Annotated in this window: 28 protein-coding genes, 1 tRNA gene and 1 pseudogene; 18 read left to right on the top strand and 12 right to left on the bottom strand. The window is 67.1% G+C overall.

Annotation, left to right across the window (positions count from 1 at the left end):
• Position 1: 1 nt before the first annotated feature.
• Positions 2 to 1,660 (bottom strand): type I secretion system permease/ATPase, encoded by a 1,659-nt coding sequence (locus ACO07I_RS02535; protein WP_422013985.1) that lies wholly within the window; start codon positions 1,658 to 1,660, stop codon positions 2 to 4.
• A gap of 596 nt (positions 1,661 to 2,256) precedes the next feature.
• On the opposite strand from ACO07I_RS02535, the gene ACO07I_RS02530 reads away from it, so the two are divergent.
• Entirely contained in the window at positions 2,257 to 2,607 is a 351-nt protein-coding gene (locus tag ACO07I_RS02530; protein ID WP_422013983.1) for a hypothetical protein, read from the top strand.
• A 220-nt stretch (positions 2,608 to 2,827) separates the two neighbouring features.
• On the opposite strand, the pseudogene ACO07I_RS02525 reads toward ACO07I_RS02530, so the two are convergent.
• Together ACO07I_RS02525 and ACO07I_RS02520 are read right to left on the bottom strand one after the other, a co-directional pair.
• A pseudogene (locus ACO07I_RS02525) lies at positions 2,828 to 3,369 on the bottom strand (TetR/AcrR family transcriptional regulator); the annotation flags it as partial.
• Between the two features lie 236 nt (positions 3,370 to 3,605).
• Positions 3,606 to 4,535: a LysR family transcriptional regulator gene (locus ACO07I_RS02520; protein WP_422013981.1), complete on the bottom strand. Its 930-nt coding sequence runs from the start codon at positions 4,533 to 4,535 to the stop codon at positions 3,606 to 3,608.
• Between the two features lie 129 nt (positions 4,536 to 4,664).
• On the opposite strand from ACO07I_RS02520, the gene ACO07I_RS02515 reads away from it, so the two are divergent.
• On the top strand, positions 4,665 to 5,204 hold the full coding sequence (locus ACO07I_RS02515; protein WP_422013979.1) for a hypothetical protein: 540 nt from the start codon (positions 4,665 to 4,667) through the stop codon (positions 5,202 to 5,204).
• Positions 5,205 to 5,332: 128 nt separating this feature from the next.
• Here the strand turns inward: ACO07I_RS02515 and ACO07I_RS02510 are convergent.
• A tRNA-Ser gene (locus ACO07I_RS02510) sits at positions 5,333 to 5,422 on the bottom strand.
• A gap of 71 nt (positions 5,423 to 5,493) precedes the next feature.
• Here ACO07I_RS02510 and ACO07I_RS02505 point away from each other — a divergent pair.
• The gene (locus ACO07I_RS02505; protein ID WP_422013977.1) at positions 5,494 to 6,390 is read left to right on the top strand and encodes an SGNH/GDSL hydrolase family protein; all 897 of its coding nucleotides are present in this window, start codon (positions 5,494 to 5,496) and stop codon (positions 6,388 to 6,390) included.
• Positions 6,391 to 6,401: 11 nt separating this feature from the next.
• Here the strand turns inward: ACO07I_RS02505 and ACO07I_RS02500 are convergent, their stop codons facing one another.
• Positions 6,402 to 6,947 (bottom strand): thermonuclease family protein, encoded by a 546-nt coding sequence (locus ACO07I_RS02500; RefSeq protein WP_422013975.1) that lies wholly within the window; start codon positions 6,945 to 6,947, stop codon positions 6,402 to 6,404.
• 129 nt (positions 6,948 to 7,076) lie between these two features.
• Here ACO07I_RS02500 and ACO07I_RS02495 point away from each other — a divergent pair, with 129 nt between their 5' ends.
• Together ACO07I_RS02495 and ACO07I_RS02490 are read left to right on the top strand one after the other, a co-directional pair.
• Positions 7,077 to 8,219 carry an acyl-CoA dehydrogenase family protein gene (locus ACO07I_RS02495; protein WP_422013973.1) on the top strand — a complete coding sequence of 381 codons (1,143 nt, stop codon included), beginning with the start codon at positions 7,077 to 7,079 and terminating at the stop codon, positions 8,217 to 8,219.
• Positions 8,220 to 8,304: 85 nt separating this feature from the next.
• Positions 8,305 to 9,279 (top strand): Bug family tripartite tricarboxylate transporter substrate binding protein, encoded by a 975-nt coding sequence (locus tag ACO07I_RS02490; RefSeq protein WP_422013971.1) that lies wholly within the window; start codon positions 8,305 to 8,307, stop codon positions 9,277 to 9,279.
• Between the two features lie 4 nt (positions 9,280 to 9,283).
• Here the strand turns inward: ACO07I_RS02490 and msrA are convergent, their stop codons facing one another.
• The 3 genes from msrA to ACO07I_RS02475 all read right to left on the bottom strand — a co-directional run bounded on the left by msrA (position 9,284) and on the right by ACO07I_RS02475 (position 11,216).
• The gene (msrA, locus tag ACO07I_RS02485) at positions 9,284 to 9,802 is read right to left on the bottom strand and encodes a peptide-methionine (S)-S-oxide reductase MsrA (RefSeq protein WP_422013969.1); all 519 of its coding nucleotides are present in this window, start codon (positions 9,800 to 9,802) and stop codon (positions 9,284 to 9,286) included.
• Complete coding sequence (msrB, locus tag ACO07I_RS02480; RefSeq protein ID WP_422013967.1) at positions 9,799 to 10,248, bottom strand: peptide-methionine (R)-S-oxide reductase MsrB; 450 nt, start codon at positions 10,246 to 10,248, stop codon at positions 9,799 to 9,801. Before msrB ends, msrA begins: the two co-directional genes overlap by 4 nt.
• A 77-nt stretch (positions 10,249 to 10,325) precedes the next feature.
• Complete coding sequence (locus ACO07I_RS02475) at positions 10,326 to 11,216, bottom strand: LysR family transcriptional regulator (RefSeq protein WP_422013965.1); 891 nt, start codon at positions 11,214 to 11,216, stop codon at positions 10,326 to 10,328.
• 105 nt (positions 11,217 to 11,321) lie between these two features.
• Between ACO07I_RS02475 and ACO07I_RS02470 the strand changes: the two genes are divergently transcribed.
• The 13 genes from ACO07I_RS02470 (at position 11,322) to mazG (ending at position 22,990) form a co-directional block, all read left to right on the top strand.
• Positions 11,322 to 12,053 (top strand): SDR family oxidoreductase, encoded by a 732-nt coding sequence (locus ACO07I_RS02470; RefSeq protein ID WP_422013963.1) that lies wholly within the window; start codon positions 11,322 to 11,324, stop codon positions 12,051 to 12,053.
• Between the two features lie 9 nt (positions 12,054 to 12,062).
• Positions 12,063 to 12,524: a carboxymuconolactone decarboxylase family protein gene (locus tag ACO07I_RS02465; RefSeq protein ID WP_422018406.1), complete on the top strand. Its 462-nt coding sequence runs from the start codon at positions 12,063 to 12,065 to the stop codon at positions 12,522 to 12,524.
• Positions 12,521 to 12,841, top strand: a complete 321-nt coding sequence (locus ACO07I_RS02460) for an Atu4866 domain-containing protein (RefSeq protein WP_422013961.1) — start codon at positions 12,521 to 12,523, stop codon at positions 12,839 to 12,841. The genes ACO07I_RS02465 and ACO07I_RS02460 overlap by 4 nt, the downstream gene beginning before the upstream one ends.
• A 98-nt stretch (positions 12,842 to 12,939) precedes the next feature.
• The gene (locus tag ACO07I_RS02455) at positions 12,940 to 13,824 is read left to right on the top strand and encodes a lytic murein transglycosylase (protein ID WP_422013959.1); all 885 of its coding nucleotides are present in this window, start codon (positions 12,940 to 12,942) and stop codon (positions 13,822 to 13,824) included.
• A 69-nt stretch (positions 13,825 to 13,893) separates the two neighbouring features.
• Complete coding sequence (locus ACO07I_RS02450; protein ID WP_422013957.1) at positions 13,894 to 14,973, top strand: septal ring lytic transglycosylase RlpA family protein; 1,080 nt, start codon at positions 13,894 to 13,896, stop codon at positions 14,971 to 14,973.
• Positions 14,951 to 16,249, top strand: a complete 1,299-nt coding sequence (locus ACO07I_RS02445) for a D-alanyl-D-alanine carboxypeptidase family protein (protein WP_422013955.1) — start codon at positions 14,951 to 14,953, stop codon at positions 16,247 to 16,249. Before ACO07I_RS02450 ends, ACO07I_RS02445 begins: the two co-directional genes overlap by 23 nt.
• A complete protein-coding gene (gene tmk / locus ACO07I_RS02440; RefSeq protein ID WP_422013953.1) occupies positions 16,246 to 16,884 on the top strand; it encodes a dTMP kinase in 639 nt (212 codons plus the stop codon). The genes ACO07I_RS02445 and tmk overlap by 4 nt, the downstream gene beginning before the upstream one ends.
• Positions 16,885 to 16,887: 3 nt before the next feature.
• On the top strand, positions 16,888 to 18,018 hold the full coding sequence (locus ACO07I_RS02435) for a DNA polymerase III subunit delta' (protein WP_422013951.1): 1,131 nt from the start codon (positions 16,888 to 16,890) through the stop codon (positions 18,016 to 18,018).
• A gap of 167 nt (positions 18,019 to 18,185) precedes the next feature.
• The gene (metG, locus tag ACO07I_RS02430; protein ID WP_422013949.1) at positions 18,186 to 19,790 is read left to right on the top strand and encodes a methionine--tRNA ligase; all 1,605 of its coding nucleotides are present in this window, start codon (positions 18,186 to 18,188) and stop codon (positions 19,788 to 19,790) included.
• Position 19,791: 1 nt separating this feature from the next.
• Positions 19,792 to 20,580: a TatD family hydrolase gene (locus ACO07I_RS02425; RefSeq protein WP_422013947.1), complete on the top strand. Its 789-nt coding sequence runs from the start codon at positions 19,792 to 19,794 to the stop codon at positions 20,578 to 20,580.
• A complete protein-coding gene (locus ACO07I_RS02420; protein ID WP_422013945.1) occupies positions 20,571 to 21,341 on the top strand; it encodes an MBL fold metallo-hydrolase in 771 nt (256 codons plus the stop codon). Before ACO07I_RS02425 ends, ACO07I_RS02420 begins: the two co-directional genes overlap by 10 nt.
• Positions 21,342 to 21,425: 84 nt before the next feature.
• Positions 21,426 to 22,085, top strand: a complete 660-nt coding sequence (locus ACO07I_RS02415; RefSeq protein ID WP_422013943.1) for a hypothetical protein — start codon at positions 21,426 to 21,428, stop codon at positions 22,083 to 22,085.
• Between the two features lie 74 nt (positions 22,086 to 22,159).
• Positions 22,160 to 22,990: a nucleoside triphosphate pyrophosphohydrolase gene (gene mazG / locus ACO07I_RS02410; protein WP_422013941.1), complete on the top strand. Its 831-nt coding sequence runs from the start codon at positions 22,160 to 22,162 to the stop codon at positions 22,988 to 22,990.
• Positions 22,991 to 22,996: 6 nt separating this feature from the next.
• Here the strand turns inward: mazG and ACO07I_RS02405 are convergent, their stop codons facing one another.
• The 4 genes from ACO07I_RS02405 to hfq form a co-directional block, all read right to left on the bottom strand.
• Positions 22,997 to 23,830 (bottom strand): inositol monophosphatase family protein, encoded by an 834-nt coding sequence (locus ACO07I_RS02405; RefSeq protein ID WP_422013939.1) that lies wholly within the window; start codon positions 23,828 to 23,830, stop codon positions 22,997 to 22,999.
• A 5-nt stretch (positions 23,831 to 23,835) separates the two neighbouring features.
• Positions 23,836 to 24,123: a co-chaperone GroES gene (locus tag ACO07I_RS02400; RefSeq protein ID WP_295139422.1), complete on the bottom strand. Its 288-nt coding sequence runs from the start codon at positions 24,121 to 24,123 to the stop codon at positions 23,836 to 23,838.
• 55 nt (positions 24,124 to 24,178) lie between these two features.
• On the bottom strand, positions 24,179 to 25,492 hold the full coding sequence (gene hflX, locus ACO07I_RS02395) for a GTPase HflX (RefSeq protein WP_422013937.1): 1,314 nt from the start codon (positions 25,490 to 25,492) through the stop codon (positions 24,179 to 24,181).
• Positions 25,493 to 25,553: 61 nt separating this feature from the next.
• The gene (gene hfq / locus ACO07I_RS02390) at positions 25,554 to 25,799 is read right to left on the bottom strand and encodes an RNA chaperone Hfq (protein ID WP_298318941.1); all 246 of its coding nucleotides are present in this window, start codon (positions 25,797 to 25,799) and stop codon (positions 25,554 to 25,556) included.
• Positions 25,800 to 25,890: the final 91 nt, after the last annotated feature.

Below are 25,890 nucleotides of genomic sequence, written 5' to 3'. Positions count from 1 at the left end.
CCTACTCCGCCGGCGTCTTCAGTCGGGCAATGACCTCGGCCCGTGGTCCGAAGTCGGCCACCCGCCCGTCCTTCACGATCATCAGCCGGTCGAGCGTGTCCAGCAGCTGGGTGCGGTGGGCGATGGCGATGACGATGGCGCCGCCCCGGCGGGCGTCGAGGATGGCGCCCGAGAGCGCCGCTTCGCCTTCCCTGTCGAGATTGGCGTTCGGCTCGTCGAGCACGACGAGAAAGGGCTTGCGGTAGAGGGCGCGCGCCAAGCCGATGCGCTGACGCTGGCCGGCGGAGAGGGCCATGCCATCCGCTCCGACGCGTGTATCGTACCCTGCCGGGAAGTGCAGGATCATGTCGTGGCAGTTTGCGCTGCGCGCCGCCGCCAGCACCTCGTCGGCAGGAGCGTCGGACTCGAACCGGGCGATGTTCTCGGCCACGGTGCCGTCGAACAGTTCCACGTCCTGCGGGAGATAGCCGATGTGCCGGCCGATTTCGTCGGGCCGCCACTGTTTCAGTTCGGCGCCATCGAAGCGGATGGTGCCGCGCAGGCAGGGCCAGACGCCCACCAGCGCGCGGGCGAGGCTCGACTTCCCAGACCCGCTCGGGCCGGCGATGCCGAGGCCTTGCCCTGCCTCCAGACGAAAGCTTGCCTCCAGGATCACCGGCCGCGCCGCGCCGGGCGGGGCGACCGCGATCCGCTCAACCTCAAGGCTGCCCGAGGGCGGCGGCAGGGCCAGCAGTTTGGCTTCTGCCGGACGCGCGAGAAACTTCTCCAGCCGGCCGCGGGCCTGCCGCGCGGCCACGAAGCCGTACCAGTTTGCAACCACCTGCTCGATGGGTGCCAGTGCCCGCGCCACGACGATCGAGGCGGCGATCATGATGCCGGGCGAAAGCTCCTGACGAATCACCAGGAATGCGCCGAGCCCAAGCACGGCCGACTGCAAGGCAAGCCGAAGCACCCGCGTGAGGCTGCCGTGAAAGCCCGCGATGTCGGCAATCCGCAGGCGCAGGCGCGACTGGCTCTCATCGGTCCGGCGCCAAGTCGCGGCATAGGCGGGGGCCATCCCCATGGCGCGCAGCACGTCGGCATTGCGTCGCCCAGCCTCAAGGAGATCGCTGCGACGGGCCGCGTGGCGCGCGCTTTCCCGCACCGGCGCGCGCATCGCGCCGTCACTCGCGAGCGCGCCGCCCACCAGCAGCACCGCGCCCGCAACCGCCAGCCAGCCGAGCCAGGGGTGGAACGCGAAAACCACGACCAGGTAGATCGGCAGCCAGGGCAGGTCGCACAGCGCGATCGGGCCCGGCCCGCCGAGGAAGCTGCGGATCTGGTCGAGGTCGCCGACCGGCCGCACGCCATCGCTCTGCGGCGGGCGGAACGGCAGTTCCAGGGTCAGACGAAAGCTGGCGGGCCCCAGCGCTTCGTCGAGCCTGTCGCCGATGCGGACGAGCACCCGTCCGCGCACGATCTCGATGAGCGCCAGGCAGGTGTACAGACCCGCCACCAACGCACTCAGCGCCATCAGGGTCGGAACGCTGCGACTGGCAAGCACGCGATCATAGATCTGGATCATGAAAAGCGGGCCAGTCAGCATCAGCAGATTGCTGACCCCGCTCAGCACCGCGACGCCGAGCAACGCGCCCCGCACGTCGCCCAGCGCCCGCGACACCAGAGTCTCGCCCCCGCCCGCCATGGCCCTCAGGGGTTCCGTCGTGGGGCGCGGACGCCGAAGGCGGGGACGCGGTTATGAAGCGCAGACATCGGGCGGTGGGGCGGCGAGTCGGGAGAGGGGACGGCGCGCTGTGCGGCGGGGGGACAAATCATCCTGACGTGACCCTTCCGCGTCGCCGCGATCACCCTTCTGAAATCTTCCGTTTCTATGCTAACATTTCCTGCAGAACTTCAAGAGGCCGTCCCATGAGCATCGCTCGCGATACAGAGATCGCCGCAGGAGAGGCTGCGGCTTCGGGGCCGGGCGCCACTCCTTCGCCTTCACCGTTCCCGGGCCCCAGCCCCGGTGCCCCGCTGGAAACGGCCGGCACGGCCTGGGCGGAGCCACCCGCCGGTCCGTCCCCGTTGCCCGGCCCATGGCCGAGCCCGCGCGACGGCGCGCCCGTGGAGACGGCTGGCACCGCTTGGGCAGAGCTGCCCGCGGGTCCGACGGAAGGAGATGCCGCGGCTTCCGGGGTGGGCGTTCCGGATCGATTCTCTCCGCATCCCGACTATGATCGAGCATTCCCCAACGGTGATATAGATTGGCCGCCGGTGGAGAGCGCGAGCATCGGCGGCAGCAGCGGCGACGACCGGCCCACCGAGGGGGTCGGTTTCAACTTCACGAAACCACCGGCGCCGCAACAGCCGGCGGCTCAGTCCGATGCCGCGACCGATCCCTCCGAGCTCCTCGACTTCTCCAGGGTCGACACCGCTAGTCTGTCGCCGCTCGAAGAGCTGCTTTCCCAGGACGCCGCGACTGCGACCACGAGCGACCAGCCGGACGCAGGCGGAGGAGACGGTCTCGGCAAAGTGGCGACAGCGGGGATGGAAAGCATCGACGCCTCGACGAATCCCGACGTTGTCCGCTTTCCGATCACCGTGTTCGACGACGCCTCGGGCTGAACAGGCTCGACTAAGGGCTTCAGAAAGGCGAGCCGTCGTCGGTGCGGCCCGGCGCGACGGCCAGGATTTCGGCGCTGACCACGCCCTAGGCGAGGAATGGATCGGCCATCACCCGCGCCTCGATCGGCTCCCTGGACTCTCCATGTGCGAGGATCAAGCCACCTGCGGTCGGATGCAGGCTGCCGGCCAGGAGGAACACGCCGCCGTTGAACCCGCTCTTGAGCCAAGCCTCCATGTCGAAGACTTCGCGGCGGATGAAGCGCTCGTCGCGGAAAGCGGTCGCGAGCGTTGCGCCGCCCTGGCATCGCATCAGCACATGAACGGCCAACCTATCGGCATCGGCTTCAAGCCCCAGCGCGGCGAACTGCCGGCCGAGCCAGCTCCGGAAGAGGGTGAACAGGCGGGCCGCGTCGGTCTTTGCGGCGTGCTCGAGCTTTGCCAGCTCGTTGCAGAGCGTCCCGACCAGGCAGCCATGTTCCACGATGTTGGTCCTGTTCGCGATGAGCATGCCGACGAAACTGCGGATACGCTATGCGAGCGATAGCACGTTCTGTTCCCAGGCATCATGGAGCGTGTTGTTTCCATGCGCTGCCCGATCACCGCGTCGTGAATCTCGCCCTTGGTCTTGAAGTGACAATAGAAGTTACCCTGGGACAGCCCGACTTCCTTGGCGATGTCGGCGAAGGAGGTCGCTTCGAATCCGCCCTCGTAGCAGCGCCGATCGGCGGCCTCCACGAGCTCCCGGATTTCGTTCGCACTCATGCTTCGTCTGTTTGATCGTAGGACATTTGTCCCAAGTATTTGGGTCGACCGTCCTAATCTGTCCGAAGGTGGGAAGGCTCGGGGGATGAGGCGCACGAGCCTCGATCGATGAGGCGCACACGCGATGAAGACCAGCCCCATCACGTCGTCAGGCCCCATTTTGGCCAAGCATGAGCCTTGGATGCGCTGACTGGCTGGGTCCGTACGGCAGTCCTTCGCATTGAGCCGATCAGTGCTTAGGTAACCTTGCCAGCCCAAACCGGCGGAGAGCCAATGCTCTCGCGCAAAGCGCTCGTCACGACGCGAAGTGGAGCTGATGGCCGCTCGAGAGCGCGAAGAAGCCACACCGCGGTGGGGTCAGCGTTCCAGCGCTCGCCATCCAGATCCAGCCGAATCAAGTGCTTGGTCTGGACGTCGGTGCCGATCACCCAATCCGGCAAAAAGGCGATTCCCACGTTGCCCAGCGCAGCCAGTCTCATGGCCTCGAAATCGTCGCAGCGGAAAACGGCCGGGCCGATCGCTCCGGCGCCTCCCGGCTTGGCGGCCACATCGCTCCAGCCCAGCAGATCAGCGCCATGCATCTTGTCGATCAACCGATGGCCGGCGAGTTCCGCCACCGATCCGGGGCGTCCGGCGTGCGCCAGATAACCGGGGCTCGCCACCAGAAGCCGGTATTGATCGGCGAGCTTCGATGCAATGAGCGTGCTGTCGGTCAGCCGGCCGATCCGGATCACCGCGTCCAGGCGATCGAGGACCGGATCGGCCAGACGCTCCGTCAGGTCCAGTTCGAGGGTCAATTGCGGATGATCGGCCATCACCCGCTGAAGCGCGGGAATGACATAGCGTTTGCCGAAGGTCGGAAAACAGGCCAGCCGGAGGACACCCGCGACGGCGCCATCGAACGCCGCGATTTCCGCATGTGTGTCGGCAAGCTGGTCGAGCAGGGGCCGTGCACGCTCGAACAGGCGCTCGCCCGCATCGGTCATGGTCAATGCACGGGTGGAGCGGATCAGCAGGGGCACACCGAGCGAATGTTCGAGCGCATCGATCTGCCGGACGATCGCCGAGGGCGTCTGGCCTCGCCGCCGCGCGGCTGCAGAGAAGCTGCCCTGCCGCACCACCGCCGCGAAAACCGCCAGATGCTCGGCGAAGCGGGGATCCTTCATGCGCTCCATCTTTGCGAAAGGCGCAAAGCCGTTTGTGGCAGAGCGCGCATTATCATCGCGGGATTGTCGAGCCATCTCAAGGTCATCGGAAACACGCTTTCATCGCGCCGAACGGCCAAAGGAAATCCCATGAAGATCCTCGACCAGATCCTGTCGCAATCCGCCTACTCGCATGAAATCGACGTCCCGCTGGCACAGGTCGACATCGCCGACTGGCTCTTCAATCTGCCGGAGGCGGAGTATCAGCGCTGCTGCGTGCCCGATCACATCGCGGTGGGTGCCACGACCACGGACGCTGGCCAACGCATGTCGATCAATGTGGAGATGATCGGCACGGCTCTGATGATCCAGCACTATGTCGCCGAGGAAGCCACGCCGAGCTACGTGCGGATGAACTCGATCTCGGACGCCTTCACGTCGAACGGACGCACTCAGGTCAACGTGCTCTGGGAGCTGATTGCGGAGGATGCCGGGAACGGGCGCACCCGCTACACCAACCGAGTGACGGCCCGTCCCACCGACGCCTTCATGGCCTTCATCGACGCGCACGGCATCGCGTTCGCGGTTGCCGCTGCGGCCCGCCAGGCGGCCGGCAGCGATCACAACCGCCGCGAGACGCCGCTATTCGCCGAAAGCATCGCCCGCCGCGCAAAGGGGCAGACGCCATGACGGCGCCCCAGTAACGATGGTTCTGCCCCGGCAGAGATGCACCCTCTGGCCGAGGCCTCGATGTCAGAATCGCCCGCACGATCTTCCTTCTCGTACGGGACTGGGCTGTGGGTGTGAGCCAAGGGGAATGGCGGAGGGGGTGGGATTCGAACCCACGGTGGGCGTGAACCCACGCCGGTTTTCAAGACCGGTGCCTTAAACCGCTCGGCCACCCATCCAGCTCAGCAAGATCAGATACTCAGGCACCGGCATGATTGCAACAAAGCCGATTATGCCGTAGCGCCAGCGCATGGCGGATGATTTTTGCCTGATGCACGATGACCGGCTGGGATATGCGCCGAAGCCCGGCTTTCGCGGCAGCGGGGCAAACGGCTGGCCCGTGACGATCGACGCCGATGGAATGCGCTCCTGTGGCGAAGGCCCGGAGGCCGGTGAGGGGCGGGCGATTCTCGCCGTGGGCGATTCCTACACGTTCGGCGAGGAGGTCGGCGATGCCGAGACCTGGCCGGCACAGCTTCAGCGGCTGAGCGGCCGCCGGGTGCTGAACGGCGGCGTGTCGGGCTACGGCTTCGACCAGATCGTCCTTCGGGCCGAACGGCTCGCCGCAGCGCATGAGCCGGCGATCGTGATCGCGGGCTTCATCGCCGACGACGTCCGGCGCACCGAGATGCGGCGGCTATGGGGGCGCGACAAGCCGTGGTTCGCCGTCGACGGCGACCGCCTGCAACTGGCCGGCGTGCCGGTGCCGGTGCCGGCGCGCCAGCGGCGCGCGCCGCCGTGGCTGCGTCATCGCCTCGACCGGGCCCTGATCGCCCTACCGGCGCCGCTACAGCACGTCTTTGGCTACCATGTGAGGCAGCATCCGGCGGGCCAGGGTCAGGCGATCGCCCTTCGCCTGATCGATCGGCTGCTGCAGCTCGGGGAACGACACCGATGCCGTGTCGTGCTGCTGGCGCAGTATCATCCGTCCGTGTGGGTGGACCGCGGGTACGCCGCTGAAGAACGGCGGTTGACAGGGCTCGTTCTCGATCGCGCCCGCAGCCTGGGCCTGGCGTCCGTCGATACGTTCCCCCGTTTTGCGATCGAACCCGCAGCCGCGTCCTTTTACGTCAATACGCACCTGAGCAGGCGCGGCAACGCCATGGTCGCCAGCCTGTTGGCCGCCCGGCTCCCCGAGCTGTCCTAGCGTCAGGCTGTTCAGCCGCCCTGTTCGCGCTTGAGGGCCTCGCGACGGAGCATGGCGCGCCACTCGGCGGGCGACACGCATTTGTGAGCATGGACCCCGACCTTGCGCTGCGCGGCGTCGCGCTCGTCAGGTCCGTATCGGTCCTTGCCGTTGACCGGCAACGCCCAGGCCCAGCCGGCGGCTACCATCTTCTCCTGAAGGTCGTCCTCCCCCGCGAAGCACTGGGCGACCGGCGGGCGGGTCTTCCGGTCGGGATCGACCAGGCGGCAGGTCACGGGGCGGCCGGCAATGAATTCCTCCAGCGCCTTTCGGGCGAGTGCACCGGCGCGCCACTGCCCGTCGTCGCAGGTCTGACTGCGCTCGGGCGCATCAATGCCGAACAGCCGGACGACCTGCGGACCGAATTTGACCGTGTCGCCATCGACCACGGTGAATCGCGGCTTCGGCGCCGGCGCAACGACGGTGTCGTCGTCGGAGGACTGGGCGGCGGCGCCCGTCGCCATCGCCAGGACGGCGAGCGTGGAGAGGAGGGCGAGGGGAGAGCGAGCGGCTTTCAACGGCGGGAACCTTGCGGGGCTGTTCGTGCGCCCGGCTTATAGCACGCGGGCCGCGCCGTCGATTGACCCGAAGTTGGTTCATCGTCAGTGTTCGTGAAAACAGCCAAGACGCAGGAAACGCCCTCGACCATGGACTTCGCATTTTCGGAGCAGCACGAAGCCGTGCGCGAAACCGTCCGGCGCCTGTGCCGGTCCGAGCATCGGGAGCTGGTGGCGGCGGCCGAGGAGAACGAAGTCCTGCCCCGCGGGGTCTTCACGCGCTGGGGCGAGCTCGGTCTGCTGGGCGTCCGCTATCCCGAATGCGACGGCGGCAGCGGCCTCGACAAGGTGAGCGACTGCATCGTGCGCGAGGAGCTGAGCTACATGAGCCAGGGCTTCGCCTCGAGCTGGTCGGCGCACACCCATCTCGGCATCTGGCCGATCTGGAAGGCGGGCACCGAGGCGCAGCGCCAACGCTTCTTTCGGCCGGCTCTGCAGGGACGGAAGATTGCGGGCTTCGCCTTGAGCGAGCCCGACGGCGGCTCGAACATCCGCGCGTTGCGGACCCGCGCCGAACGAGCGGCCGGCGGCTGGAAGCTGCGCGGCAGCAAGCTCTACATCACCAATGCGCCGATCGCGGATTTCCTGCTGGTCGCGGCACGCACCGCGCCGGAACTGAGCAGCAATGCCATCAGCCTATTCATCGTCGAGCTGCCGGCCGGCGGCATGACGATCGAGAAGTTGCGGAAGGAAGGCATCCGCGCCTCCGAGACCGGCCTGATCCACATGGAGGACGTGTTCGTCCCCGACGACTGCGTGCTGGGCGACCGGCTGGGCACCTATCCGGTGATCCTCGAATCCCTCAGCGAGAACCGTGTCGGGGTCGCAGCGAATGCGCTCGGCATGGCGCGGGCCGCGTTCGACGCCGCCACGGCCTATGCGCGCGACCGGCTGGTCGCCAACAAGCGCATCGGCGACTACCAGGCGATCGGCCACAAGCTCGCGGAGATGTCGGCCCAGATCGAGGCGGCCAAGTGGCTTGTCTATTACGGCGCCTGGAGGGTCGACCAGAACACACTCGATTCCGCGACCGCCGCGCGCGTCAAGTTGATCGCCAGCGAGACCGCCGTCGCCGTGAGCGAGCAGGCGATCCGCATCCATGGCGGCGCCGGCATCATGCGCGAATATCCGGTGGGCCGCATCCATCGCGACGCGCTGGTCTACGTGATCGGCGAAGGCACCAGCGAGATCCAGAAGAACCTGATCGCCCGCGACCTCGGCTTCAGGTTCTGACCCGTCACGCCAATCGAGGGAGCAAGAAAGGTCGTTCCGAGACTGCATCAACAAAAAACAAAGTCGCGAGACAGGGAGGAAGCTCATGAAGGTCGTTCACTGGCTTACCGCGTTCGCCGCCACCGTCTGTGCCATGCTTGCCGCGCCGGCGATGGCGCAGTCCTATCCGAACAAGCCGATCCGGCTCATCGTTCCCTTCGGCGCCGGCTCGGGCAGCGACATCCTCGCCCGCATCCTCGCCGAACCGCTCGGCCAGGCTCTGGGCCAGCCGATCGTCATCGAGAACAAGCCGGGCAATAACACGACGCTCGGCACCGAGCTGGTCGTGAGCTCGCTGCCGGACGGCTATACGATCGGGCTGCTGACCAATTCCGGTCTGGTCGCCAGCCCGGCTGGCCTGACCAGCGGCGTCCGTTACGATCCTGCCAAGGACCTGAGTTACATCTCCATGGTGGCTTCGGTTTCCTACGTCTGGCTGGTCAACAACGACGTCAAGGCAACGACGGCCGCCGAGCTGGTCAAGCTGCTCAAGGCCAACCCCGGAAAGTTCAACTACGCGAGCGGCAACACCGGCGGAATCGCCTATGGCGGCTATATCAAGAACGCCTACCAGCTCGACGTGACGCACGTGCCATACAAGTCGGTGCCCCCGGGCCTCGCGGACCTGATCAGCGGACACGTGCAGATCATGGTCGCCGATATCCCTGCCTCACTCGCCATGATCCGGGGCGGCAAGGTGCGGGCGGTCGGCATGACGACCGCCCAGCGCAATTCGCTACTGCCCGAAGTGGCGAGCTTCTCGGAGCAGGGGCTCGCCACGCCGCCCGACATGAGCGGCTGGTGGTGTGCAGTCGCGCCGGCGGGAACGCCCGGCGACATCCTCGACCGGCTAAACCGGGAACTGGTCAAGATCCTGGAAACGGAGTCGGTGAGGGCAAAGCTGCTGCAGAACGGCATCGTGCCGATGCCATCGACGCGTCAGCAGGCGATGCAGTACCAGAAGGATCAGTTCCTCGTCTGGAAGGCCATCGTCAAGGATCTCAACCTCAAGGTCGAGTGAGGCGTCAGGCGGCCTGACCCGCTTTCGACCGGACTGGCAGCCGCCAGTTCGGCCGCACGAAGTGGCAGGTGTAGCCGTTGGGAATGCGCTCGAGATAATCCTGATGCTCGGGCTCGGCCTCCCAGAAGTCCGAGGCTGCAGTCACTTCGGTGACGACCTTGCCCGGCCACAAGCCCGACTCATCCACGTCGGCGATCGTGTCCTCGGCCACGCGACGCTGCTCGTCGGTCGTGTAGAAGATCGCCGAACGGTAGGAGGTGCCACGGTCGTTGCCCTGGCGGTCGAGCGTCGAGGGATCGTGGATCTGGAAGAAGAACTCCAGCAGCTTGCGATAGCTCAGCCTCGTCGGATCGAAGATGATCTCGATCGCCTCGGCATGGCCGTCATGGTTGCGGTAGGTGGCGTTGGCCACATGGCCGCCGGTATAACCGACCCGCGTCGACACGACGCCCGGGATGCGACGGATCAGGTCCTGCATGCCCCAGAAACAACCACCGGCCAGTACTGCGCGCTCTTGGCTCATTTCACGTCCTCCACCTGGTCGAGATAGGCCCCATAGCCCGCCGCCTCCATGTCCTTGCGATGGATGAAGCGGAGCGAGGCGGAATTGATGCAGTAGCGCAACCCGCCGCGGTCGCGCGGGCCGTCTGGAAAGACATGGCCGAGATGGCTGTCGCCATGCTTTGACCGTACCTCGATGCGCAGCATGCCGTGCGAGCTGTCCTTCAGCTCGGCGACGTTGGCCGGCTCGATCGGCTTGGTGAAGCTCGGCCAGCCGCAACCCGATTCGTACTTGTCGGCCGAGGCGAACAGGGGTTCGCCCGACACGATGTCGACATAGATGCCCGGCTCCTTGTTGTGCAGCAGGGCGCCCGTCCCGGGGCGTTCGGTGCCGCTCTCCTGGGTGACGTAGAACTGTTCGGGCGTGAGCTTCGCCAGGGCTTCCGGACTTTTCTTGTAGTTCTGCATTTCGCGCTCCTGTCGCAACGTGCCTTCGGACACGGAATATAGGGAGCGCGGGGCGCCCTGTCAGGGGGCGGCCATCGTCACCGCTGGCGCTGCAGATAGTCTATCAGGACACGCAGCTTCGGCGCGATGTTGCGGCGGCTCGGATAGTGGAGATAGAAACCGGCGAAGCTGGGGCAGTATTCCTCCAGAACCGGCACGAGTTCACCCCGGGCGATCAGGGTGCGAAAGCTCTCCTCCATGCCGAAGGTGATGCCGGCACCGGCGACCGCGAGCTTGATCATCAGGGCCATGTCGTTGGTGGCGAACCGCGGCGCGACGGCGACGCTGAACTCCTTGTCACCTTCGGCGAACTCCCAGCGATAGGGCGCAGCCTTCGGCGAGGGCCGCCAGCCGATGCAGGTGTGCGCCGTGAGGTCAGCCGGATGCTTCGGCACGCCGAAGCGGTCGCGATAGGAGGGCGCGCAGACCGCCAACTGGCGCTCGTCGCCCGCCACGGGCACGGCGATCATGTCTTGCTCGATAACCTCGCCCAGCCGGACGCCCGCATCGTAGCCCTCGGCCACGATGTCGATCGCGTCGTCGGTCACGGTGACGTCGAGCCCGACCTCGGGATTGGCCTCGGCGAAGCCCGCCAGAAACGCCCCTGCGAGGAAGCGCTCGGCGATCGAGGAGACGGCGAGCCGCAGCCGGCCGCGCGCTCGTCCCTGGAGCGCGGCGGTCTTCTCCAGGGCGGCGCGCATCTCGGCCACCGCCGGGGCGATCTCCAGATGCAGCCGTTCGCCGGCCTCGGTCAGGCTGACGCTGCGCGTCGTACGCTGGACCAGCGCGATCCCCAGACTGCCCTCGAGGCGCTGGATTGTCTGGCTGACAGCCGAACGGGTCACGCCCAGCCGGTCGGCTGCGGCCCTGAAACTGCGCTCCTCGGCGACGAGGGCGAAGACGGACAGCGCGTTGAGATCCAGCTCCATTGGTTAGCACTGCTTTCCAGATTGGTAAGGGAGCGTCGTCTTATCGCGACAATTGCGCATGTCCATGTTGAGGGCAAGCAAACGCCCCGACCGAAAGGACCCATCATGTCACTCGATAAAGTCGTTCTCGTCACCGGCGCCTCCAGCGGCATCGGCGCCGGCATCGCCCGCGAACTGGCCGCGGCCGGAGCAAAGATGATGCTTGGCGCGCGCCGCCTCTGCCGCCTGGAAGCGCTCGCAAGCGAGCTGATCGCCGCCGGCGGCGAGGCGCGCGTGTGCCCGCTCGACGTCACGGACCGGCAGAGCGTCGCGTCTTTCGCCGAGTCGGCGCGTGCGGCGTGGGGGCGGGTGGACGTCATCGTCAACAACGCCGGCGTGATGCCGCTGTCGGCCATGGCCTCGATGAAGGTCGCGGAGTGGGAGCGCATGGTCGACGTCAACATCAAGGGCGTGCTCTACGGCATCGCCGCCGTGCTGCCCGAAATGACCGCGCGCGGCTCGGGTCACGTCGTCAATATCGCCTCGATCGGAGCGCTGCAGGTCTTCCCGGCCGCCGGCGTCTACTGCGCGACCAAGTACGCGGTGCGTGCGATCTCGGACGGATTGCGAATGGAAAACGACCGGATCCGCGTCACCTGCATCCATCCCGGCGTGGTCGAGAGCGAGCTCGCCGACACCATCACGGACCCCGCCGCCGCCGAAGCGATGAAGGCCTTCCGCAGGATCGCCCTCAAGCCCGACGCGATCGCCCGGGCCGTCCGTTTCGCGCTCGAACAGCCCGAAGACGTCGACGTGAACGAGATCGTCGTACGCCCCACCGCCAGCACAGGAGGTTGAGACATGACCATGCAATCGATGCTCACGCCGATCACCGCCGCCTTGATCGCCGTCATCACCGCCGCACCTGCCGTCGCACAGTCCGTCGAGGAGCGCCTGAAGCGCGGCGACGCCGTGATCCGCGACCTCAACCGCGGCCAGCCGCAGCCGGCACTGGAGCGCATGCGCCAGGAGTTCCCCTTCCTCGCCGAGGCGACGGAGGCCTACGCGCTGGGCGATGTCTGGGCGCGGCCGGGGCTCGACGGCCGCACACGCCAGCTCGCGGCGGTGGCGGCCTTCGCCGCGACGGGGCAACTTCCCTTCATGAAGGTCCATGCCGGCTACGCGCTCAATATCGGCGTGTCCGAGGAAGAGCTCAAAGAGGTCATCTACATGATCACCGTGCCGGCCGGCATTTCGCGCGCCATCGCGGCCTCGCAGGTCCTCTCAGAGCTCTTCGCCGAGCGCCGCGATGAGAGGAGGCCGCGATGAGGGCCATGCGCCTCCTGACCGTGGCGCTCGCCATCACCAGCCCCTTCATCCTCGCGACCGAAGCTCATGCCGAAATGACGACCCGTTCCTATGTCGGCCTCTGGGTGACGGCTGACGGATACGTCCGTCACAACCTGTTGCCCGACAGTCGCTATGACGAAGCGCGCGGCACGCGCGAGAGCGCCTATCGCGGACGTTACGAAGTCACCGGGACCCGGATCGAATACTGGGATGACACCGGCTTCACCGCCGACGGCGTCTTCGTCGACGAGGACACGCTCCATCACGGCGGGATGATCCTCTATCGTCGCAAGTGACGATGGCAGGGCGGTCGAGGTCGCCATAGTGTGCGCAAGATTGGCCGGCACAGGGATATCGCATCCCGTGAGGGCAACGACCAACCAGCGGACGCTTCATGATCACTCGCAGACTCCTGTGTGCCGGCGCTACCTTGGTGCCCCTGACGGCCTCCGGGCCCGCCTTAGCCCAGGGTGACGGACGGTTCCCGGCCGCCTGGCTGCAAGGGATCCGGCAGGAAGCGCTGCGGGCGGGAGTCGACAAGAGCACGCTCGACGCGGCGCTGGCCGACATCCGCGAGGTGCCGCGCGTCATGGAACAGGCGCGCAACCAGCCCGAGTTCAAGATGACGTGGGAGCGCTATCAGGGGCTGGTCGTATCCGAGGAGCGCATCAAGCGCGGGCGCGCGCTGCTGGCGGAGAACCGCGCGGCGATCGAACGGTTCGCCGGCCCGGCCGGCCTGCCGCCGCAGGTCGCCGTCGCGCTGTGGGGCATCGAGAGCAACTACGGCACGCGGCTCGGCGACTTCGAGGTGGTCGAGGCGCTGGCGACACTGGTCCACAACAATTTCCGCGCCAAATTCTTCCGCGAGCAGCTCATCGCCGCACTCAAGATCCTGTCGCAGGGCCATATCGGCCTGCACGCGATGAAGGGCTCGTGGGCCGGCGCCATGGGCCAGTGCCAGTTCATCCCGACCAGCTTCCTCGCCTATGCCGCCGACGGCGACGGCGACGGCCGCAAGGATATCTGGACGAACAAGCTCGACGTCTTCGCCTCGATCGTGAACTACCTGCGCAAGGTCGGCTGGCGGCCGGGACTGCGCTGGGGCGATGAAGTCTCCCCGGGGACGCAGGCCGGGGGCGGTGGGCGCATCGTGCGGCCGGCGGGAGCGGGTGGCCCGGCCTACCAGACGACCGAGAATTTCAAGGTGATCCTTCGCTGGAACCAGTCGGACTTCTTTGCCCTGGCGGTGGGCCTCCTGTCCGACCGGATCGCGGCCTGACCGCCGCCGATGGAGGGGCCCAGCAGGCCGCTCCACCCGCCGGCCGATATGATGTATGATGTGAACATCATGCCGCTAGCATTGGTAAAATTGGGATTTCCCCTGTCCGGCGCGCTTCGGCTGTGCGGGGCCGCGGCACTGCTGGCCAGCCTCGCGGCCTGCGGCTCGTCGAGCAAGGGCGGGGGCGGGACCCCGGGCAGCAGCGTGGCCCAGCGCGGTACCTACAAGGTCGGGCAGCCCTACAAGATCGATGGCGTCACCTATACGCCGCGCGAGACCTTCACCCTGACCGAGACCGGCACGGCGTCCTGGTACGGGCCGGGCTTCCACGGCAAGTCGACGGCCAACGGGGAGCGCTACGACCAGGCCGACCGGACGGCGGCGCACCGCACCCTCCAGATGCCGGCCATCGTACGCGTCACCAATCTGGAGAACGGGCGCAGCACCGTGGTGCGAGTGAACGACCGCGGCCCCTTCGCCCGCAGCCGTGTCATCGACCTGTCGCGCACCGCGGCGGAGGAGATCGACATGGTCGGCAAGGGCACGGCCCGGGTCCGCGTCGAGCAGCTCCAGGCCGAGAGTCTTGCGGTGAAGGACGTCGCGTTGAGCGGCGGCGGTCCGGCTGAGCAGCAACAGGCCGTGGCCCAGCTCGCGAGCGGCAGCCGGACGGCCCCGGCGCCGGCTCCCGTGCCCGCACCGGCCCCTGCACCGGCACCGGTGGCGGCCCCGCCGCCTCCGATCATGCAGGCTTCCTACGAGCCGCCACCTGCACCCGCGCCGACGGCTCCCGCCCAGACCGTGTACGCGCCGCCGCCGCGCAACGTGCCGTTCGGCGCGCCGAGATCCGCATCGGGCGATGTGCCGCCGACCATCGCGTCGCTGTCGGCGACGACCAGCACCGCCACGCCGTCGTCGCAGCTCAGCGGCTTCTTCGTTCAGGTCGGTGCCTTCTCGACGCATGAAAATGCCGAACGGCAGCGCAGCGCGGTGCGCAGTTACGGCAATCCGGAAGTTTCCCAGGTCTCGGCCAACGGACGCGATGTTTATCGCGTGAGGCTGGGGCCCTATACCACTCAAGATGCCGCCGGCATTGTTGCCGAGCGGCTCAAGCGTTCAGGCTATGGGGATGCCCGTGTGGTCTCTGAATAGGCTCAATCGCGCCGGACTGGCGCTCCTCGCGGTGGCCGGCCTCGCCGGTCTCTCGCTAACCGCCTCGGCGCAGCAGGAAACGCCGCGCAAGCCACCGGCCCAGTCGCAGAAGCCGCCGGCCAAGCCACGTGCGCCGGCCGCCGCCAAGCCCGCGGCTCCGAAGGAAGCGGCGGCACCCAAGGTGGAATCGCTGCCGCCGTCGCAGGTCGGCATCGGCACGCTGGCGCGTCACGCCTTCATGGTCGATCCGCAGACCTCGACGGTGCTCCTCTTCAAGGACGCCGAGACGCCCATGCCGCCGTCATCGATGTCCAAGATGATGACAATCTACATCATCTTCGACGAGCTGGCGGCGGGCCGCCTGAAGCTCGATACGCGGTTCCGCGTCAGCGAGAAGGCGCGCAGCATGGGCGGCTCGCGCATGTTCCTCGAGCTGGGCTCGGAGCCGACGGTCGAGGACCTGATCAAGGGCATCATCATCCTCTCGGGCAACGATGCCTGCGTGGTGATCGCCGAGGGACTGGCCGGTAGCGAGGACGCTTTCGCCGAGCGCATGAACAAGCGCGCCAAGGAAATCGGCATGACCAGGACGGTGTTCAAGAATGCCTCGGGCTGGCCGGCGGAGGGCCAGTATACGACCGCACGCGATCTTGCGGTGCTGGGATGGCACACGATCGACGACTATCCGCAGTACTATAAGTACTATTCGGAGACGAACTGGACCTACAACAACATCCGTCAGGAGAACCGCAACCGCCTGCTGAAGATCACGCCGGGCACAGATGGGCTGAAGACCGGTCACACGGAAGAAGGCGGCTACGGACAGACGACATCGGCAGTGCGCGACGGGCGCCGCCTGATCCTGGTCGTCAACGGGCTCAGCTCGATGGCGGAGCGGGCTTCGGAGACGGCGCGCCTGATGGAGTGGGGGTATCGCGAGTCGACCAACATCACAGTGTTCCGGGCGGGCGACATGCTGGTCGAGGCGCCGGTCTGGCTGGGCGCCCAGGAGACGGTGCCGCTGGTCATCCCCAAGACGGTCCAGCTCACCGTGCCGACCGGGCAGGGTGCGACGCCGCGTGCTGTAGCGCGCTTCGACGGGCCGATTGCGGCCCCCATCGTTAAGGGCACGAAGATCGGCACCGCCGTCGTCACGCTGCCGGACAACCGCACAATCGAATATCCGCTGGAGGCCGGCGCCGACGTGCCGCGCATGGGCGTACTCAGCCGCGTCGCCACGATGCTGCGCCATTATATGTTCGGCTGGATGTCGTGACGGAGCGCACGCGAGCGCGCTTCATCACGCTGGAGGGTGGAGAAGGGGCCGGCAAGTCGACCCAGGTTGCCCGTCTCAGGGAATTGATCGAGGCGCTCGGGCACCGATGCATCGCCACGCGCGAGCCGGGCGGCGCGCCCGGTGCCGAGATGGTGCGAAAGCTCCTGGTCGAAGGCCCGGCGGAACGCTGGGACGGCGTGACGGAAGCGCTGCTGCATTTCGCGGCCCGCCGCGAGCATCTGCGCACGACCGTGCTGCCCGCCCTCGCGAGCGGCACCTGGGTCGTGTCGGACCGCTTCGCCGATTCGACGATGGCGTATCAGGGCTACGGCCACGGCATCGACCGCGCGATGCTGGGAACACTCTACGACATCACGGTCGGCAACTTCCGCCCCGATCTCACGCTGATCCTCGATCTGCCCGTCGAAGCCGGCCTCGCGCGTGCCGCCTCGCGTCGCGGCAAGGAGACGCGCTACGAGTCCCTGCCGGTCGATTTCCATGAGCGTGTCCGCGCCGGCTTCCTCGACATCGCCACCGCCGATCCCGGCCGATGCGTCGTGATCGACGCGACCGCCGGTATCGACGTCATCGCCCGGGCGATCGGCGACGCGCTCGCGACACACATCGAGGCCTGAGACTTGGCGCGCGCCAAGACGCCCTCCGATCCGGCCGAGCTCGAGAAGCTTGAATGGCCCTATGGCTGGCCGCCACCGTGGCGCAACGACCGGCTGGTCGGGCATGAGCAGGCCGAGCGGACGATGCTGGCGGCGCAGCAGAGCGGGCGGCTGCACCATGCCTGGCTGCTGACGGGACCGCGCGGCATCGGCAAGGCGACCCTGGCCTGGCGCTTCGCGCGCTTCCTGCTCGCGGGACAGGACCAGGGCGGCCTGTTCGGCGGCGGCCCCGAATCGCTCGACGTTCCGGCCGACGCGCCGGGCCGGCACCTGGTCGATGCGCGCTCGCATCCCGACCTGTTCCATCTGCGGCGCTCGCTGAACCGCGACACGGGACGCATGCGCGCCGAGATCGCCGTCGACGACGTGCGCGACCTCGGCGGCTTCATGCACATGACGCCAGCAATGGGAAAGGCGCGGGTCGCCATCGTCGATGCGGCCGACGAGATGAACCGCAACAGCGCCAACGCGGTGCTGAAGATCCTCGAGGAGCCGCCGCCCAACGCGGTGTTGCTGATCGTGGCGCACGCGCCCGGAAGGCTGCTCCCGACCATCCGCTCGCGCTGCCGAAGGCTCGCGATGCAGCCTTTGTCCGAGGATACGGTCGTCGACCTGCTCGCCACCCATGCGCCGGAGACGAGGCCCGAGGAGAGGAGGGCGCTCGCCCGGCTCGCCGAGGGCAGCATCGGGCGGGCGCTGGAACTCGGGGCGGCGGGCAGTCTCGACCTCTACCGCGAGATGGTCGAGGTGCTGGCCACGCTGCCCGATCTCGACATGCCGCGGCTGCATGCCTTCGCCGAACGATTCGCCAAGCGCGGCGAGGAGGCCAATGCCGATTGGCGCTCGCTCAACTATCTGTTCGACGGCTGGCTGAAGGGTTTGCTGCGTCAAGCCGCGCTTACGACGGAATCTGCACCCGTCGTGCCGATGGAGAGCGGCCTCCAGGCGCGTCTGCTGGCAACTGCGAGCTTCGATCGCTGGATGGCGGCATCGGAGGAGGTGGCAAACCTGTTCGCGCGGGCCGACGCGGTCAACCTGGACCGCAAGCAGACCGTGATGGGCAGCTTCCTGAAGCTGCAATCGGCAACGCGATAGCGGGCCGCCCCGGCTCCGACTCTTGATCCCCGGGGGGAGGCATGGGAAAAGACCGGCCATGTTGCCCCGGCCCGACATCAGAGACTCGCTCTCCTGCGCACGAATGCGGGGCTGAACGCGCTTGAGTCTCGTGCCCCGGTAGGGGCGGCCGTTCGGAGTTCAGGATCATGTCGGGCAAAAGCACCTATTACGTCACCACGCCGATCTACTACGTCAACGACGTGCCTCATATCGGGCACGCCTACACGACGCTCGCCTGCGATGTGCTGGCGCGTTTCAAGCGCCTCGACGGCTATGACGTCCACTTCCTGACCGGCACCGACGAGCACGGCCAGAAGATCGAGACGGCCGCCGCCGCCGCCGGCTTGCCGCCGCAGGCTTTCACCGACAAGGTAAGCCAGTCGTTCCGCGACCTGATCGGGGTGATGAACTACAGCCCAGACAACTTCATCCGCACGACAGAGCCGCGCCACTACGCGGCCTGCCAGGCGCTGTGGGAGAAGCTCGTCGCGGCGGGCGACATCTATGAAGGCAAGTATGCCGGCTGGTACTCGGTCCGCGACGAAACCTATTTCGTCGAGGGCGAGACCGAGGTCGGGCCGGACAACAAGCGCCGCGCCATATCGACCGGCGCCGAGGTGCAGTGGGTCGAGGAGCCCTCCTACTTCTTCAGGCTCTCCGCCTGGGGCGACCGCCTGATCGAGTTCTACGAGGAGAACCCCGCCTTCATCGGCCCGGATAGCCGGCGCAACGAGGTGCTGAGTTTCGTGAAGGGCGGCCTGCAGGACCTCTCGGTCTCGCGCACGAGTTTTTCCTGGGGCATCCCGGTGCCGGGCGATCCCAAGCACATCATGTATGTGTGGCTGGACGCGCTCACCAACTACATCACCGAGTGCGGCTACCCCGACCAGAGCAATCCGCTGTGGAAATACTGGCCGGCCAACCTCCACATGGTTGGCAAGGACATCATCCGCTTCCATTGCGTGTTCTGGCCGGCCTTCCTGATGGCTGCGAGCCTGCCGCCGCCGCAGCGCGTCTTCGCCCACGGCTGGTGGACCAACGAGGGCCAGAAGATCTCGAAGTCCCTGGGCAACGCCATCGATCCGGTCGACCTGGTGACAACCTACGGGCTGGACCAGGTGCGCTACTTCCTGCTCCGCGAAGTGCCGTTCGGCAATGACGGCGATTTCTCACGCCGAGCCCTGATCGGTCGCATGAATGCCGACCTCGCCAACGCCTATGGCAATCTGTGCCAGCGCGTGCTGTCGATCGTCGCCAAGAATTGCGGCGAGAAGGTTCCGCCCCGGGGGGACCTGCTCGAGGCCGACACGGCGCTGCTCGAGCGGGCGCGCGGCCTGCTGGCCATCGTGCGCGCCGAGCTCGACGAGCAGGCCTTCCACAAGGCGCTGACCGCCATCTGGGAAGTGATCGCCGACGCCAACCGGTATGTCGATGCGCAGGCGCCGTGGGCATTGGCCAAAACCGATCCGGTGCGGCGCGACACGGTGCTGTGGGTGCTGGCCGAGACGATCCGGCGCGTCACCCTGCTGGTCCAGCCGTTCATGCCCGGGGCGACGGCGAAAATTCTCGACCAGCTCGCAGTGGTGCTGGAGAAGCGCGTCTTTGCAGCCTTCGACGAGGAACTCGTCTCCGGCACGGCACTGCCGCCGCCGCAGGGCGTCTTCCCGCGCTTCGTCGAGCCGGCAGCCGAGCCCGTGGCCAAGCCACCGAAACAGCCGAAGGCCCCGAAGCCGCCGAAAGCCGCTGGCTGACATGCTGATCGACAGTCACTGTCATCTCGACTTCCCGGAGCTCACGAGCGACGAGAGCGGGGTGCTGGCGCGTGCCCGGACGGCCGGCGTCGCCGGCATGCTGACGATCGGCACGCGGCTCGATCAGTTCGAGCGGGTGCGGGCGATCGCCGAGCGCCACGACAATGTCTGGTGCTCGGTCGGCGTCCATCCGCACGAGGCGAAGGAGGAGGGGCAACGCACCCCCGACCGGCTGATCGAGGCGACCTGCCATCCCAAGGTCGTCGGCATCGGTGAGACCGGCCTCGACTTCTATTATGAGCACAGCCCGCGCGAGGAGCAGGCCGAGAGCTTCCGCGCCCATATCGCGGCGTCCCGCGAGACCGGCCTGCCGCTGATCGTGCACACACGCAACGCCGATGCAGAGACCGGCGACATGCTCGAGGAGGAATACGGGAAGGGCGCCTTTCCGGGACTGATCCACTGTTTCAGCTCGGGCCGCGCCGTGGCCGAACGCGCCCTGGCGCTAGGCTTCTACATCTCGATTTCCGGGATCGTGACCTTCAAGGCCGCCGAGGATCTGCGCGCCATCGTGCGCGACGTGCCGCTCGACCGGCTGCTGGTCGAGACCGACGCGCCCTACCTGGCGCCGATCCCCAAGCGCGGCAAGACCAACGAGCCCGCCTTCGTCGCCCACACGGCGGCCAAGGTGGCCGAACTCAAGGGCGTCAGCCTGGCTGAGCTGGAAGCCGCGACGACCGACAACTTCTTCCGGCTGTTTACCAAGGCGGAGCGTTCCCGGTGCGTGTGACCATCCTGGGCTGCGGCACCTCGGCGGGCGTTCCCCGAGTGGGCGGACCAGGCGGGAAGGGCGAGTGGGGGGCGGCCAGTCCCGCCGACCCGCGCAACCGTCGCACCCGCTGCTCCATCCTGGTCCAGGACCAGGGCAAGACCGTGCTGGTCGACACGTCACCCGACGTGCGCAGCCAGCTCCTGGCCGCCGAGGTCGAGCGGATCGACGCGGTGATCTGGACCCACGACCATGCCGACCAGTGCCACGGGATCGACGATCTCAGGCCCTTCGCGCTGCGCCAGGGCCAGATCGAATCCTGGTCGGACGAACGGACCTACGGGGTGCTGAGCCGGCGCTTCGGCTACTGCTTCCACGCCGAGGGCAACGGCTTCTACAATCCGATCTACCGCCACACCGTGATTTCGGGTCCTTTCCAGGCCGCCGGGCTACCGGTCGTGCCGCTCCTCCAGGACCATGGGACGATCCCGTCGCTGGGGTTTCGCTTCGGTGCCGTCGGCTACGCCAACGACGTCGTCATGCTGCCGGAGGAGTCGCTGCAGGCGCTGGAGGGGGTCGAGGTGCTGATCGTCGACGCGATGCGCTACCGGCCGCACCCCACGCACGCCCATCTCGACCGCGCCCTCGAATGGATCGAGCGGCTAAATCCGCGCCGGGCGTTCTTGACCAACCTGCATGTCGATATGGACTATGCCGAAGTCGACCGGACGACGCCGGATCACGTGACGCCTTGCCACGACGGTCTGCACATCGACCTCTAGGGTGTATAATTGCTATATTACAGGCGCCTATCGGACGATCCTAAGCTGACGCACGAGCGTAAACGAAAGGAGTCCGGACGCCGGATGTTCCTGTCGGGTGCAACGGCGGCATTTCTCATGGCCTCCGCGGCGCCGCTCCAGGCCCAGACGGCGAATCGCTTAGACCCCGGCGGCCTCACGTTCCGTGACTTCGGGGTTCCCGACAACGGTTCCAGCTTCACCCGCGGCGAACAGAGCATCGGCGGGGGAACCACACAGAGCTTCACGCGCGTCCTCGGCATCGATCCGACCAGCCAGGCCGTCCGTCTGCGCTTCGATTCGGTCAAGGTCGAGCTGCTGCTGCCGATGGGCTGGCAGGCGAGCGAGGATGGGGAGCGGGGCATCGCCTACACCCTCGACAAGCGCATCCGGCTGATCGTCTGGCGGGTCGATTTCGTCTACGAGGGTGTCCGCGACGCCGAGCACTATGCCGCCACCAAGGCCGGCTCGATGAAGGCCCGCCGGCCCGGCGTCCAGGCCCAGGCCCGCAAACTCCGGGACGGCAGCTTCCTAGTCGTCTACGAGAACGTGCCGAAGGGACCGTCCGACAGCAGTGGCCCGCGTACCGTCTTCGACCTGATCCTTCCAAATCCCAAGGACCCGAAGGTCGGCATCCTGGTCACATTGGGCATGCCGGCCAATGAAGCAAGCCGCGGCCTCCAGCTGCTGGCACTCATAACCCAGAACATGCGGACAGATTGGTAATATCCTGATCTATATTGAATATTATAATTTGTCATAATATATATTATACGATAATTGGGAATGAGTTCGACGCCATGACTTCACGCAAGCCCACCCCGGATTCCCTGCCCAAGGAACCACTCCCTCGGCTGCTGGCCGTCATGGCCTGGCTGCGCGACCGCCAGCACGGTTGCCCCTGGGATATCGACCAGACCTTCCGCACCATCGCACCGTATACGATCGAGGAAGCCTACGAAGTCGCTGACGCGATCGAGCGCGACGATATTCCGGCGCTCAAGGAAGAGCTCGGCGACCTGCTGCTGCAGGTCGTTTATCACAGCCAGATCGCCAGCGAATCCCAGGCCTTTTCGTTCGACGACGTCGCCGCCGCGATCGCCGACAAGATGGTGGACCGGCATCCGCACGTCTTCGGCGATATGGATATCCGCACGGCCGATGCCCAGACGATCTCCTGGGAGGCCCGCAAAGCCGCCGAACGGGCAGCAAAAGGCAGCGCCGAGGGTACGGCCGGGGCCTTGGACGGGGTGGCGCGCGCCCTTCCCGCCCTGATGCGCGCAGAGAAGATCCAGAAGCGGGCGGCCCGGGTCGGTTTCGACTGGGCCACGATCGGTCCGGTCATCGACAAGATCGAGGAGGAGCTACGGGAGCTGCGGGTCGAACTCGAGGCCGGCAAGGTCGAGCAGGACAAGGTTTCAGACGAACTTGGCGATGTCCTGTTCGCGGTCGCGAACCTCGCCCGTCACTGCAAGGTCGATCCCGAGGTGGCGCTGCGGGCCACCAACGACAAGTTCGAAAAGCGCTTCCGCCACATCGAGCGTCGCCTGGCCGAAAGCGGCCGCAAGCCCTCTGACGCCAGCCTCGAAGAAATGGAAGCGCTCTGGCAGGAGGCCAAGACGCGGGTTTGATGTTTTCTACGGCCTCGGCGCCAGCAGCGGCAGATGCGACGCTTCGAGGAGCGCCCTCGCCTCGCTCAGGGCCTCTTCCGTCGAGGCGGTGATCAGGCCGGCATTAAGGGGCTGGGCCGGGCTGTAGGGGGCCGCGCCGAACTGTACGGCGCCGCCGCCCGCTTCCCTCATCATCAGCGTGCCCGCGGCATGATCCCAAGGCTTGGTCGTGCGGTAGAGGCTAAAGCTCGCGTGGCCGGCGAGGATCTCCAGATACTCGGCGCCGGCGCAGCGCAGGGTCGTGATGGTGCCCAGGCGGGCGCGCTGCTCCGGGCTCAGCTGCTCGTCGAAGGACCTGGCGATCTTGTAGCCCACGAAGCCGTTGAGTGGCGCCGTGGCCGGCCTGCCCTCCACGATCCTGCCATCGAAGCGCACGCCGCCGCCACGCTCGGTCACGGCCAGCCGGTCGTTCGGCACATCGAGTATCCAGCCGGCGACCGCCTGGGTATCCTGCACCAGACAGATGATCATCGCGAACCGATCGCGGCCGGCGGCGAAGTTCGCCGTACCGTCGAGTGGATCGACGATCCAGCAAGCCTCTCCCGGACGGGCGACGAGATCGAGCAGGCCCGGATCCTTCTCGACGGCCTCCTCGCCCACGACCGGCACACCCGGCAGGATCTTCGCCAGGCCGCTGGCCAGCCGCTGTTCGGACGCAACGTCGGCCACGGTGACGATGTCACCCGGCCGCTTCTGGCGGACCTCGTCCTTGGAGAGATTGCGGAAACGGGGCAGCAGCTCGGCCGCCGCCGTCTCGCGCATGAGTTCGGCGACCCGTTCCGAGCCGCCGGAGTCGAGCATCGGCCTCAGCCGACGACGCCGAACAGGTCCTCTTCCTTCAGGATTACGTGATCCTCGCCACCGAGCTTTACCTCGGTGCCCGACCACTTGCCGTAAAGGACCGTGTCGCCGACCTTCACGCCCAGCTCCTGCAGGCGACCATCCTCGAGGCGCCGGCCCTTGCCGACCGCGACGACCTTGCCCTGCATGGGCTTTTCCTGGGCCGTATCGGGAATGATCAGTCCGCCCTTGGTGCGGGTCTCGGCGGCCACCGGCTTCAGCAGAATTCGATCGTGCAAAGGCTTGAAAGCCATGGTGTTTCCTTCGTCCTGAGGTTTGGGCGCTTATAGAAAGGCCGCCCGTTGAGTGTCAACGCAGAGCTGTCAGCGCACCTGCTTGGCGGCGTTCGAACTGGGCGGCCGCGGCGGCGTCCAGCGCCACCGTGAGCCACGCGGTATCGCCCTCGTCCCGGCGGCTGCGCACTTCGCCGTGGCGATAGAGCCAGGCAATGGTCGCCCCGTCGGCGAGCGGCACCGAGACTTCGCGCGCCTCGCCAGCCGCACCCAGCAGGTCGGCGATGGCGTTGAGCAGCCGCTCGACTCCCTCGCCGGTCAGCGCAGAAACCGGGTATTGGCGGGCGCGTTCGGCGCCGGTGGCGGTGCGGGTCTCCAGGGTCTGGCGCACCTCCTCAGGCAGCGCATCGACCTTGTTCAGCGCCTCGATGAAGGGGCGGCCCCCCGCCTCGTCCAGCGCCCCGAGCTCTTGCAGCACCTCTTCAACGTCGGCGCGCTGCTGCTCGGTGTCGGGATGGGAGATGTCGCGCACGTGCACAATCAAATCGGCTTCGATCACCTCTTCCAGCGTGGCGCGGAAGGCAGCGACCAGATGAGTCGGCAGATCGGAGACGAAACCAACCGTGTCGGAGAGGACGCAGGATTTGCCGTTCGGCAGCTTGATCGAGCGCATGGTCGGGTCGAGCGTCGCGAAGAGCAGGTCCTTGGCCATCACCTCGGCGCCCGACATGCGATTGAACAGCGTCGACTTGCCGGCATTGGTGTAGCCGACCAGCGCCACGGTGGGCAGGCGGGCCTTCTTGCGGCCGGCGCGATTGACGGCGCGGGTCTTGCGCACGCTTTCAAGGTCGCGCTTGATGCGGACGATGCGCTCGCCGATCAGGCGTCGATCGATCTCGATCTGCGATTCGCCGGGGCCGCCCAGGAAGCCGAAGCCGCCGCGCTGGCGCTCGAGATGGGTCCACGACCGCACGAGACGGCCGCGCTGGTAGTCGAGCGCGGCCAGTTCGACCTGCAGGCGCCCCTCATGCGTGCGAGCGCGCGCGCCGAAGATCTCCAGGATCAGGCCGGTGCGGTCGATGACCTTGGCCTGCCAGGCCTTCTCGAGATTGCGCTGCTGGACCGGCGTCAGCCTGTCGTCGACGACGACCAGGCCGATGCCCAGCTCCTCGACCGCAGCAGCAATCCGGGCGACGACGCCCTTGCCGAGCAGGGTCGCCGGCGTGATCTGGCGCAAAGGCGCGACCTGCTCCAGCCGCACGTCGAGGTCGATCGCGCGCGCAAGACCCACCGCTTCCTCGAGCTTGGCCTGGCTGTCGCGTTCGCTGCCGCGACCGCGCGGTCCGGCCGTATAGGGGCAGACGACCGCAGCGACCGTTGCGGGACGCACGGTCTCCAACGGCTGCCGTGCGCGCTTTTCCTCTTGGTCCGGCTCGAATTCGTCGATCAAATCAGCCTGCGTCGGCCTTGTCCCCGTCGAACAGCTGCACCGGGGTGACCGGCATGATGGTCGAGATCGCGTGCTTGTAGACAAGCTGCGAATGCCCGTCGCGGCGCAGCAGCACCGAGAAATTGTCGAACCACGTGACGATGCCCTGCAGCTTCACGCCGTTCACGAGGAAGATCGTGACCGCAGTCTTGTTCTTCCGAAGGTGGTTCAGGAAGACGTCCTGAACGTTCTGTGCCTTTTCGCTCATGTTCTTGGCCTCTTGGTGGGCGGCCGGCTGCCAGAGGGTGGCCGGATTGGAGGTACGGGGTCCCTCCCCGCTACCGAGTCGCCTCGTATAT

Source organism: Reyranella sp. (genome assembly GCF_965227665.1).
GTDB lineage: Bacteria > Pseudomonadota > Alphaproteobacteria > Reyranellales > Reyranellaceae > Reyranella.
This window is presented reverse-complemented; position numbering and strand designations above follow the sequence as displayed.